Below are 13011 nucleotides of genomic sequence, written 5' to 3' on the forward strand. Positions count from 1 at the left end.
CTTGATCTTTTTTGATCTAATTTGATCTAGCGCACACCGTTAAATGTTTGATTTATAAGGTTTTTGTGGTTTTCAGAAAGGTTTTAATACCGCTCATAATCGTCAGGTCCGCGGTTCAAGTCCGCGAAGGCCCACCATTTACAGACTCTCTGAAACCCGCTTATTTGGCGGGTTTTTGCGTTTCAGGGGCAGTGAATTTGCTCTGTCGCTTTAGATTCGTCTCTACATCTAACAAGTAAGCCCCAAATTATAATTCACAGCTTGTGACCCCACCCTTAAACAATGCTATATTCTGATGTCGTCAAAATAACCAGTTATTCAACATTCTCAGAACAATTAACGGCAGCATTGAAAAAGACACTCTAAAGACTATTTTGGGCAGTGTATAAAAACCAACCATTGGAATAACAAACAAACATGGTCACAGAACACAAAAAGAACCTAGAAAAACAACTTTGGAACATCGCCAACTCCCTACGCGGCAACATGAGCGCCGATGACTTCCGTGATTACATTTTAGGGTTCATCTTCTACAAATTCTTATCCGAAAAAATACACCTATACGCCGATACCCTATTGGCCGAAGACGGCATCAAATTCATCGACATAGATGAAGCCAGTGAAGACGGCCAAGAAATCTTAGAAGCCCTAAAAGAAGAAACCATCAACCACCTCGGTTACTTCCTAAAACCCAGTGAGCTGTTTAGTGTACTGGCCAAAAAAGGCGAACAGGGCGAATTTATTATTGAAGAGCTCGGTGCGGTACTGCGCCACATTGAGCAATCGACCATGGGCACCGACGCCGAAGACGACTTCAACGGCCTGTTTGATGACCTAGACCTAAGCTCCAACAAGCTGGGCAAAACCGAAAAAGCCAAAAACCAACTCATCGCCGAAGTGTTAAGCCACCTAGATGCCATCGACTTTGCCCTAGGCGATACCGAGATCGATGTACTGGGCGATGCCTACGAATACCTCATTGGCCAATTTGCCAGCGGTGCCGGTAAAAAAGCCGGTGAATTCTACACCCCACAAATGGTGTCTAAACTACTGGCTCAAATTGTCACCCATGGCCGTGATGACATTAAAAGCGTCTACGACCCCACCTGTGGTTCTGGCTCCTTGTTATTACGTGTAGCCCGCGAACTTTCCACACACACAAATGGCGAGCAACTCACCAAAACATTGCAGTACTTCGGGCAAGAGTCCAACCCCAGCACCTACAACCTAGCGCGCATGAACATGATCCTGCACGACGTGCATTACAGCCGCTTTGATATTCAGCAAGACGATACCCTAGAAGCCCCACACCACATTGATAAACGCTTTGATGCCGTAGTAGCCAACCCGCCATTTTCAGCAAAATGGTCAGCCGATGCAGGCCACTTAACCGACGAGCGTTTTCAAGACTACGGCAAACTCGCCCCAGCCAGTAAAGCCGATTTTGCTTTTGTGCAGCACATGTACCACCAGTTAGATGATAACGGCACGCTGGCGGTGGTATTGCCACACGGTGTACTTTTCAGAGGCGCAGCCGAAGGCCACATTCGTAAATTCTTGATCGAACAACACAATGCCTTAGATGCGGTAATTGGTTTACCGGCTAACGTATTTTTTGGCACCTCAATACCTACTTGTATTCTGGTGTTGAAAAAGAATCGCAACAGCCCTGAGCAAGGGGGCAACGCAAAAAACGTTCTGTTTATTGATGCCAGCGCCCACTTTGGCAAAACCACCAACCAAAACTTCCTGCGTGATGAAGACTTAGCACGCATTATGGAGGCTTACACTCAGCGTAAAAACATTGACAAGTTTGCGTTTGTGGCACCCATTAAATCTCAGCTCGATGAAAATGGTGAACCATTAGAAAGCTCAACCCTGAGCGGTGATGAAAGTGCAATAGAAGATAACGACTATAACCTGAATATTTCCCGTTATGTGGATACCTTTGAAGAAGAGGAGTCAGTGGATTTAGCGGCAGTGACGCAAGCTATTTCGGGGATTGAAACTGAGCTGAAAGGGGTGGATAAAAAGCTGGTGGAATTCTGCAATCAGCTTGGCATTCAGGCACCTTAGGAGGCGGATATGACGGGTGATGAGAAAGTACTGAGTAAAGTGCCTCGGTTAAGGTTTTCTGAGTTTAGTGGGAGTTGGGGCAAACATACGGTAGGAAGTTTAACGAGCCTAATAACTTATGGGTTAACAGTTAGGCCTTCCTTCGTTGAATGCGGTGTCCCTTTAATTTCTGCTCGTGAGATTAGAACTGGAGTTGTAGAGTTAGCTGCTGCACCTATGATTGACCGAAAAGATTTTGATACTCTCTCATCCAAAGCTAAACCCAAGAAAGGTGATATATTTTTAAGCAAAACTGGAAGTATAGGTTTTGTGGCAGAGTTTACTTCTGAAGTGGATGCCGCTATATCACAAAATATAGCTTTACTTAGATTTAGTAGCGTTAACACAGATTTTATATTGCAATACCTCAATACTAGGATATTTCAAACAGCAGCACTATCTAAAGTAAATAAATCAACAATAATGGATTTACAACTTAGAGATATAGCTAAGCTTAATATCTGGATGCCAAGTTCAGAGGGTGAAATTTCATTAATCGCCACTTTCCTATCCACAGTCGACAAAAAAATCAGCCTACTAAAACAAAAGCACGAACAATTGGTGCAATACAAAAAAGGCATCATGCAGCAGCTGTTTAGCCAGCAACTGCGTTTTAAAGATGATAATGGGCAGGACTTTCCGGATTGGGAGGTGAAACACCTGTCAGAGTTGGCCGATAAAGTGACGAAAAAGAATGCTGATGACGCGGTTAAAAGTGTACTAACTAACTCTGCAAAGCACGGCATTGTGAATCAGCTCGATTACTTTGATAAAGATATCGCCAACGAAAATAACCTGACCAACTATGGCGTGGTTGAAAAAGATGATTTTGTATATAACCCAAGGATTTCGGTTCATGCTCCGGTGGGACCTATAAAACGAAATCATATTGGTAAGGGTGTCATGTCACCACTTTATACAGTGTTTCGATTTAAAGAACCTGACTTGTTTGATTTCTTAGAGATATTCTTCCGTACAACTTTATGGCACCGATACATGAATAGTATCGCTAACTTTGGTGCAAGACATGATCGAATGAATATCACATCTGGTGATTTTTTCGCGTTGCCTATAAAAGTCCCTTGTGAAGAAGAGCGAATCAAGTTAGTCGATTTTGTTAAGTCTGTTGACCAAAAAATCAATCTAGCCCAACAACAAATTGAACAAACCCAAACCTACAAGCAAGGCTTGCTACAACAGATGTTTGTATAGGTTTTAGATGGCGCATTAACAGCCAATAGAAACAGCGGTCATGGTCACACTTAGCCGCTGAGCACTGTTTAGACGTTAAGAATAAAGATTGTAAGCATAAAGAATTAAGCGTTAAGGAGAACCATGGCCACTCAGCCCGAAGCCGTTTTAGAAAGTGAGCTGCTTAAACAATTACAGCAGCAAGCCTTTGAGTTAGTCAGCGTCACTGACGAGGCTAGCCTGCTTGCTAATTTAAAAAGCCAGCTTGGAAAGCTCAATGGCGTACAGTTAAGCCAAGCTGAATTTAAGCAGGTGCTGAACCATTTAGGCAAGGGCAGTATCTTTGAAAAAGCCAAAACTCTAAGGGATCGCTTTCAATACGATAAAGACGACGGCACTGAAGGCTATGTGCGCTTCTTACACGAAGACCATACGGCTAACCAGTGGCAAGCCACCCAGCAAGTTACCGTAGAGGGCCGCTTTAAAAACCGTTATGACGTGACTATTTTGGTAAACGGTTTACCGCTGGTGCAGGTAGAGCTAAAACGCCGTGGCTTAGAGATGAAAGAAGCCTTTAACCAAATTCAGCGTTACCAACGCCACAGCTATTGGGCCAGCTACGGTTTGTTTCAATACGTTCAAATGTTTGTGATATCTAATGGTGTCAATACCAAATATTACGCCAACTATAAAAAACAAAGCTTTAAGCAAACCTTCTATTGGGCCGATGAAGAAAATAACCGCCATACCAAGCTAGCCGATTTTACCCGCGAGTTTTTTAATCAAAAACACCTAAACAAAATGTTTAACCGCTACATCGTACAAAACGAAGCGGATAAAATTTTAATGGTCATGCGCCCGTATCAAATATACGCCACAGAGGCCATTATTGATCGGGTTGAGAACCCGCCTAAAGCAAAAAAACCTGCCACAGGCCACGATCTTGAGACAAGGCGGCAAGCTCAGAACGTGCTGAGTTTAGATGCACTAAATGATGCGAGCGATGAGCACGGCCAACGCAGTATCAAGGAAGTGGGCGAAGGCAGGAATGGATACGTCTGGCATACCACTGGCTCCGGTAAAACATTAACAAGCTTCAAAACCGCTCAACTGCTAACGGCCTCACCCGAGGTTCACAAGGTGGTATTCGTGGTCGACCGTAAAGATCTTGATTACCAAACCAGTAAAGAATTCAATGCCTTTTCAAAAGGCTGTGTCGACAGCACCGATAAAACCAATGTGCTGGTGCAGCAGTTTACCGATACTTATGTTTCCAAGCACAACACCAATACTCGCAACAGCAAGCTGATTGTCACCACCATTCAAAAGCTCAATAACGCCATCACCAAGAAGCGCTATAGCCAAAAAATGGAAGGCTTAAAAGACAAGCGCATTGTATTCATCTTTGACGAATGCCACCGCAGCCAGTTTGGTGATACCCACCAAAGCATTGTCTCGTTCTTTAAAAACAACCAAATGTTCGGTTTTACCGGCACCCCAATCTTTGTGGATAACGCTCATACCAAGGCCAGCCGTAAATACACCACGAAAGACCTGTTCGATAAGTGCCTGCACAAATACACCATTGTAGATGCAATAAAAGATGAAAACGTACTCAAGTTTTCCGTGGAATATGTGGGGCGCTATAAAAAAGTCGACAGCAAAAACGAAATGGACATCGAAGTAGAAGGCATCGATACCAAAGAATTGCTAGACGATGAACGCCGCCTAGAAAAAATTACCGACTACATCATTGCCCACCATAAACACAAAACCAACTATCCAAACTTCACGGGTATGTTCTGTGTGAGCAGTGTGGATACGTTAATCAAGTATTACGACCTATTTAAGCGCAAAAAAGAAGAAGGCTTACACGATTTGAAAATTGCCACCATCTTCTCTTACAGTGCCAACGAAGACGACCCAGAAGCCAATGGATTTTTAGATGGGGTAGAAGAAGTAGACGGAGTCGATTTAAATCAGATAGCCCAAGAGCAAGCGGCCTATGGCAGCCAAACCTTTACGCATAGCCGCGACAAGCTTGAATCGTACATTGGTGACTATAATCAGATGTTTGGAACGGCTTACACCACCAAAGACAGCCAATCTTATTATAATTACTATAACGACATCTCTAAAAAAGTACGTGACCGTAAGGTCGATATCTTGCTAGTCGTAAACATGTTCTTAACCGGTTTTGACAGTAAACCCCTGAATACCCTGTATGTAGATAAAAACCTAAAGCATCATGGCCTAATACAAGCCTATTCGCGTACCAACCGTATTCTGAATGAGCAAAAGTCTCAAGGTAATATCATTAGCTTCCGTAACTTGAAAAAAGCCACGGATGACGCCCTGACCTTGTTTAGTAATAAAGATGCGAAAGAAACGGTAATCATGCCGCCGTTTGAAGACTTCGTGAAACTGTTCAACAAAGCCTACTTCGAGATGAAGGCTATCTGCCCAGATTTCGAAGACATAGACGACCTTAAAGACGAAGACGCCGAACTAGAGTTTGTGCAAGCCTTCCGCGAGCTTATCCGCCTGCGCAATATTCTAGAAAGCTTTGCCGATTTTGAATTCGACAAGTTAAAAATGGATGAGCAAGAATTTGAAGACTACAAGAGCAAATACTTAGACTTGTATGACAAGGTTAAAACAGATAATAAAACGCAGAAAGCCTCAATACTGGAAGAAGTAGACTTTGAGCTAGAGCTGATAGCCCGAGATGAAATCAATGTTAAGTACATCCTTAACCTAATCTCTAGTCTAGCAAATGCAGATACGGCTAAAGATTACGAATACCAATACAAATCCATCATGGATTTACTGGGAGGGTCACCAGAGCTGCGTAACAAGCAGGATCTTATTGAAAACTTTATCAAACAAAGTTTAGATGGCTTAGATACCGAAGAGCAAGTCTTAGAGGCATTTGATAGTTACTGGGAAGACCAAAAAGACGAACAGCTAAAAATAGTCTGCGAAGAAGAAAACCTAATAAGCGAGTCATTCAAATCACTGGTTGAACGTATGATAACCAGCAATCAAGAGCCGCTCCGTGAAGAAATTGTAGAAGCCATGGCAGCTAAACCGACGTTGATGCAACGTAAAAAAGTAATTCCGCGCATCGCCGATAAAATGAAACAGTATGTGGATGTATTTTATAGTGGGTTTTAGAGAGCTTTTGGTTCAGGGGCATCCACAAACTGTAGTGGTCAACTAATATTGGTTTTATGAGGGATGATCTAAAAGGATTATAAGGGTAGATTCGAGATAACCGAAACCAATTTTTACTCGATGAGGATTACTAATCATGTCATTGCAGACGGTGTTTAAAAACCTAGTTGACTTTGTGTATCAAGAACAAGATGCCAACTTTGAAAAGCTCAGAGAAGTATGGTCTAAGCCGTTGGCAGAAAAGATCAACTCCGGTGAAACTCAACAGCTAATAGCCGTAAAAGTCGAAAATGCCAGTACCGTTGTCGTCACCTTGGGTGAAAACGAATCCCGCTTTCGTGAAGGAGATATGGTTCGAATCCACACGGGTGACCCTGTACAAGGTGTACTTTTGAAGCAAGCAAGTATAGAGGCCGAGTACGATGGCGAATGGCTGTTACGCGCTGAAGATGTAGACGTTCAAACACTGCGGGCAGCAAGCGGCGACCTATATATCGATGTCGACGGTATGGATTTAACGCCGTTTTTTGAAAAAGCCTTGAATGACATTGCCGATAAAGAAATAGGCCAAAAAATATTATTGCCTATGCTGGCGGGTCAACTAAATTTAGATGCGTTCGATGAGCCCTTGTTTGAAACCATAGGTGACATTGCCGAAAATGAAGGTTTAAATGAAAAACAAGCAGACGCTGTAGGTTACGCGCTAGCTGCGCATATTGCCTGCTGTATTCAGGGGCCACCGGGCACGGGTAAAACGAAGGTCATTAGTTTAATTACACGTTTGTTGGTTGAACGTGGCAGTAAGGTATTTGTAACTTCCCATACCCACATGGCCATTAATAATGCGCTTAACAAAATAGCATCCGAAGGTGTACCCGTTGTTAAGGTAGGTGCCCCCAATACCAAAAAAGGTTTAGACAACAGCGTTACGCTGTTTGGCAAATTGGAAGACTGGCAAGACCGCCCTGATAATGGTTATGTTGTCGGCGCGACACCTTTTGCAACCTGTACCAGCCGCATGGAAAACTACGAGTTCGACGTAGTTATTTTTGATGAGGCTAGCCAAATTACTGCGCCATTGGCCTTAATGGCAATGCGTAAGGCTAGACGATACATTTTCGTGGGGGATCATAAGCAGCTTCCGCCGGTTGTGTTGTCTAAATCGGTGATTTCGGGTGAAAGCCACTCTATATTTTCGAAATTAACTGACCTTGCCAAAAAAACAAATGTCATGCTGTCTCAAACATATCGAATGAATACAGCTATTTCTAAGTGGCCTAGTATTGAATACTACGCGGGCAAGCTAGTTTCTGCAGGTGATAATAAAAACCGTCAATTCCAACTTGAACATGAGCCCAGTTATGAGTTTCTAAAAACTAATGCTGCCGATATTGCCTTTATTGAAAGCCCTGGGGTTAACTGCCGAGTAGAGAATCACTTAGAAGCTGAGCTGGTAGTAAATATAATTATTGATGCTGTTAAGGCTGGTTTAGCGGAGCATGAAATTGGGGTGGTAACACCCTATAGAAAACATGCGCGCCGTATTCGTTCCCTATTAAAATCAGCACTGAAAAGAGAAGGCTTACCGGTAAGGTCAAAAGTTGTTGTTGATACGGTAGAACGAATGCAAGGCCAAGAACGTGAGATGGTGGTTGTATCAATGTGCTCAAATGAGGCATTGTTCATGAAAAATATAGCAACCTTTTTCTTTCAAGCGGAACGGCTTAATGTCTCAATTTCTCGGGCAAAGACTAAGCTCGTTTTTATTGGACCAAAAATCAGTCGTGCTATTCAATTTAATGCTGACGAAGTAGTCGTTGAAAATTTGGTTAACTCGTACAAGAGTTTTATTGAATCTGCTAGCGAATATGAGGTTTACTGACGATGGCTATGTTTATCGACAATGATTTTGAGAAATTAATCTTTGATCAAGGTAAATTGAAACGAGCCTTGGAAAAACTGTCTGATGCTTACATTGTACGATTATCATTGGTAGAGGATAAAAAGGTATCTGACATTGTTCTAGAGGGACCGGACTACACGTGGTTGCTCATTAGTGTTGGTGAACGTTACCCTACAGAAGAGGATGTGAAGCGATTCAAGCGATTAAACTCAACGATTAGTGAGATGGATGGATATAGCGCACTTAAACTTGTTGTACTAACTCCCTCTGGACCTGACATGTTCAGCGATAATACAAGACAGCACGAAAACGTTTTCGAATATAAACTTTCCCAGTTCTGTGATGACATACATACACTCGTTGCCGAAAACAGCGTTAAATATGGGCGGCGCCGACATCAGAAAATTAAGAAAGCCATTTTTTCAGAGAGTTTTGTGTGGAAAAAAGCCAATACAGTCCATTTGGCTTTAGAAACGAATACAGATGCAGTGCTTGAGGATGTATTTCTAGACTATAAGCAAGAGACCATTTCACGGTTAGATTTGTTGACACCTGAAGATGAGACCGAAGCTACCGGTTTTAGTACGAGGCTAATTAATGGTGTTGCTGGCAGCGGGAAAACGTTGGTACTCATCAATAGAGCCGTATTGTACTCCAGGTTGCATCCAACCAAGAAGGCCTTAGTTTTGGTGCATAATCGTCCTGTTATGGAAGCCATAAAATCACGTATTCAAAAAGCTAAGATAGGTGAGATAAGTGGGCATGTTGATGTTAAAACTTTCCATCAATATGCAATGGGTATTGCAGCTAGGGCTTTTAAGGGCTCCGGTGAAGCCCCATTTAAGGCAATATTTTCTATCACGGAAATCGAAAAACGCATTAATAGTGTTATAGCTAAATTGAATGTAAAGCTACCTAATCGCATAGATACAAAACAATTGGCTGAAGAAATTGATTTTATTAATGAAAATTTTATATCTAATTTAGATGACTATTTATTAGCTGATAGGGCTGGCAGGGGTTTCTCAATGCCAGAGAGTGAGCGTAGGGTTGTGTGGCATATTTATGGTGCCGCTTGTGATGCGCTTTCTAGTATAACGAATGGTTATCTACCAAGTCTTTATATAAAAAAACTGTGTGAAACTCAGGACTATAACGATTTTATTTGGCCTTATGATCATGTGTTAATTGATGAAGCACAGTTTTTTTCGCCTTCTTGGTTTTCATTGGTTAAAAAAACTTTACCTTCTAATGGGCTTCTATTTTTAAGTGCAGACCCGAACCAGGGCTTTCTTAAGGCGCGTTTGAGCTGGAAGAAATCAGGAATTAACGTCGTCGGGCGTACAAGGAAACTTGAAAAGGCTTACAGAACCACATTCGAAATCATGTCCGCTGCATATAGTTTAATTGATACTTTTGGTACTAAAGGTGAAGACTATTTGGTACCTGATTTTGAAAACATGCGCTCAGGCAGCAAACCCGTTTTAATACAACCATCTCACCCTCAAGATGAGTTGCGGCAACTAGTAAATGAAATTGAAGTGATTCTCAAAAAGGGAGTTCTCAAAGATCAAATTATGGTTGTTAATGCAGGTACACATAATCTAAATGTAGTGAGCAATGCTATAGAAAGCAGGATTGGTTTAAGCAGCGTCATAAATCTTAACGATAGAAATAAAGCACAGCTAGAAGCCGATAGTAAAATTAAGTTGCTCAGTTTAAACAGCTGTACTGGAATGGAAAGTGGTATTGTATTTGTTATAGGGCTGGGTGATTTATTGAGTAAAGTGACCTCTGCTAGATTGCCTGAAGGTGAAGATAGCAATGTTCATGAAACGGTTAGCCGAATGCTATTCGTAGCAATGACTCGAGCGTGTGAAAAGTTAGTAATGTTCAGCACAATTGGTTTGCCACCCGGAATGGCGACATATATAGACCGTAGATAAAACATACGATTGATATAGAGGTTTTTTTAAAATTAAGCTTAAATGCTAACCTCGACTACCTATGGCTGATAACCTACTATAAATAAAAACAAACGTTAATCTATACAGTCAAATCTATTCCTCAGAGGTAAAAAAATGTTATCTGCGAAACAAATCCAACATTACCATGAACAAGGTTTTGTCGTTCTTAATGAGCTTTTTCCTTTGGATGAAATAGCGGCGGTTAAAAAGCGTGCGGGTGAATTTGTCGACCAATGGGCAGAAGAAGGCGAAGCTCATGTCTTTACCACCAATGATAACGATCGTAGTGATGATGCTTACTTTCTTGAATCAGCAGAACAAATTAAGTGTTTTTTTGAGGAAGATGCTTTTAATGATCAAGGAGCGTTGGTTCAAGATAGACGATTATGTATCAACAAAATTGGACACGCCTTGCACGAACTAGACCCTGTGTTTAGTCGGTTTAGTCATCAAAAACTGTTGGGCGATATTCTTCATGATCTTGGTATGCAGGCACCTGAAATTCGCCAATCGATGTATATTTTTAAGCAACCGAATATTGGTGGTGTCATTAATTGGCATCAAGATGCGAGTTTTTTTTATACCACGCCACAAAGTGTTATAACCCTCTGGTTTGCGATGGAAGATGCGACACTTGAAAATGGCTGCTTGTGGGTTGAGCCTAAAGGTCATACTGGGCCGCTTAGAGAGCGTTTTAATTTAGATGGTAAGCAAACAACTATGGTTCGCCTAGATGATACACCCTGGCCTACTGAAGATAGTGGTCAGTTTGTTGAAGTGAAAGCGGGTAGTTTAATTATCTTCCATGGTAAGTTACCACATTATAGTGCTCCAAATCGGTCAGCCAAATCTCGACAAGCCTATACTTTGCACGTTACCGATGGCACAAGTGAGTATGCTAAAGAGAATTGGCTACAAGCTAAGGCGTTACCATTGCGCGGCTTTGAGCGTTAGAATTAGGTCTGTGTTTGCATTGCCTGAGCTGGGAACTTAAAAGCCTATTACAATCTAGAATAGAGGGTTGATTTTAATGCCATCCACAGAATTTTTCTATGCAACCCTACTTACCATCACAATCCTCATTCTCCTTTCAATTGTCTGGAGCACTCTCATATCTGGCATCTCACCCATGCCCAGCTCTAAAAAAGCACGTCAAGCTATGTTGCAACTAATCGAAGAAACCGGCACAGAAACAGGTCCTATTTTTGAGCTTGGTAGTGGCTGGGGCAATCTGCTGATTCCGTTGGCTAAGAAATATCCGCACAGGCAAATAGTCGGGTTTGAATTGTCGGTGGTGCCGTGGTTTATGACGGTTATACTGAAAAACCTATTCGGGTTAACCAATGTGCAGCTATATCGGAAAAACTTCTTACAGGCTGACTTGACCAGTGCTTCGGTTATTGTGTGTTATTTGTACCCTGAGGGAATGCAAATGCTAGCTAAAAAAATTGGCGATCAAAGTGGGCAGACAAGTTATTTGGTCAGCAATAACTTTGCATTACCCGCACATCAACCCATCAAAACATTGCAGTTGAATGGTCTATACAAGTCGCCCGTTTATTTATATCAGTTCACAGCGTTGCCATAATTTAGAAGCGGCCCATTGCTTGGAATTTGGGTGTTTGAAACATGGATGTTTCAATCAAGCCCCCATGGACGGGTTTACGGCGACCGAAATTTCAAGCGATGGGTCGCTGAACCCTGCTTAGGTGCTCTATCAGGGCTTACTCTAACGTTAACTTCTTTGATAAATAAAGCCAAAACAATTAACGCCATCGCGGTCACCTCGAGTCGATCTAGGTTTTTACCCAGTAACACGGCTCCGGTGAGCAAAGCCACGACTAATTCTAACGACCCGGTTAATGCATTCTTGTTTGCACAAGACCTTGGTGCGCCAATCATAAATAAAATTTGTGGAATAGCCGCTGCGAGTACGGCAATACCCAGTACAGCCATGAATCCAATTGAGGAAACAGGAAAAAGTTGTGTAGGTGCTAGCCACAGTGCAATCGGCAACAGCACGACAATGTGTCCAATGGTCATCCATGCCATTCTATTGCTAGTGGGCAAAGTTTGTTTTGGGTTAGACAAATACTGAACTTGAGTTGCAACGGTGATCGGTGCAAGAAAGCAGGCCAATAACGACACCAAAGACCCTGCCGGAAGCGTTTCGGGTCTAACAGTTAGCGATGCGGCGATAGCAACCAAGGCTGCCGATATCAGTGCATTCTGAGATGGCCTTCGGTTAAACACAGCCCATCCTATCAACACGCTAAACACCGGGTAGCTGTAGTAAATAAGTATCGCGGTTGCTGCTGGAATTGTGTCTAAGGCATGAAAATAACTAAATATGGCAATGCCACTGGCAATACCCAACACTAATGTTCGAAGCGCCTCGGGCCAGTTATCAGATGGCGTGCGTAAGAAGAATGCAAAAAATATGGCAGGCAGAATAAAGCGATATAGGCTCACCATTGCTGGATCTAAACCTTCTTTAAATAGCAGTTGCGCAAAAAATGGGTTCAAGCCATAAAAAAAAGCAGACATTAGGACTAAGTATTGTCCATTGACGATTGTTTTATGTTTCACGTTATAGTCATTTAGGTAATTAAGTACGCACAATAGTACGTATTTGATTAAAAATATAATGAATAATTC

At 42.2% G+C, this 13011-nt stretch carries 8 protein-coding genes; 7 read left to right on the top strand and 1 reads right to left on the bottom strand.

Features of this window, described 5'->3' with window-relative positions:
* Positions 1 to 417: 417 nt before the first annotated feature.
* From ACI882_RS08015 to ACI882_RS08045, 7 genes are all read left to right on the top strand, one after another.
* Positions 418 to 2076 (top strand): type I restriction-modification system subunit M, encoded by a 1659-nt coding sequence (locus tag ACI882_RS08015; protein ID WP_411746461.1) that lies wholly within the window; start codon positions 418 to 420, stop codon positions 2074 to 2076.
* 9 nt (positions 2077 to 2085) lie between these two features.
* Complete coding sequence (locus ACI882_RS08020) at positions 2086 to 3327, top strand: restriction endonuclease subunit S (protein ID WP_411746460.1); 1242 nt, start codon at positions 2086 to 2088, stop codon at positions 3325 to 3327.
* A 123-nt stretch (positions 3328 to 3450) separates the two neighbouring features.
* Entirely contained in the window at positions 3451 to 6483 is a 3033-nt protein-coding gene (locus tag ACI882_RS08025; RefSeq protein ID WP_411744554.1) for a type I restriction endonuclease subunit R, read from the top strand.
* A 136-nt stretch (positions 6484 to 6619) separates the two neighbouring features.
* Positions 6620 to 8365, top strand: coding sequence for an AAA domain-containing protein (locus ACI882_RS08030; protein ID WP_411744555.1), 1746 nt, complete (start codon positions 6620 to 6622; stop codon positions 8363 to 8365).
* Positions 8366 to 8367: 2 nt separating this feature from the next.
* On the top strand, positions 8368 to 10332 hold the full coding sequence (locus tag ACI882_RS08035; RefSeq protein ID WP_411744556.1) for a UvrD-helicase domain-containing protein: 1965 nt from the start codon (positions 8368 to 8370) through the stop codon (positions 10330 to 10332).
* A 135-nt stretch (positions 10333 to 10467) separates the two neighbouring features.
* A complete protein-coding gene (locus ACI882_RS08040) occupies positions 10468 to 11307 on the top strand; it encodes a phytanoyl-CoA dioxygenase family protein (protein WP_411744557.1) in 840 nt (279 codons plus the stop codon).
* A gap of 76 nt (positions 11308 to 11383) precedes the next feature.
* Positions 11384 to 11941, top strand: a complete 558-nt coding sequence (locus tag ACI882_RS08045; RefSeq protein ID WP_411744558.1) for a hypothetical protein — start codon at positions 11384 to 11386, stop codon at positions 11939 to 11941.
* Positions 11942 to 12015: 74 nt separating this feature from the next.
* Here ACI882_RS08045 and ACI882_RS08050 read toward each other — a convergent pair.
* Positions 12016 to 13011 (bottom strand): DMT family transporter (locus ACI882_RS08050; RefSeq protein WP_411748461.1); only part of this gene is annotated, 996 nt, incomplete at its 5' end.

Origin of the sequence: Reinekea sp., from assembly GCF_046710285.1 — a bacterium.
GTDB lineage: Bacteria > Pseudomonadota > Gammaproteobacteria > Pseudomonadales > Natronospirillaceae > Reinekea.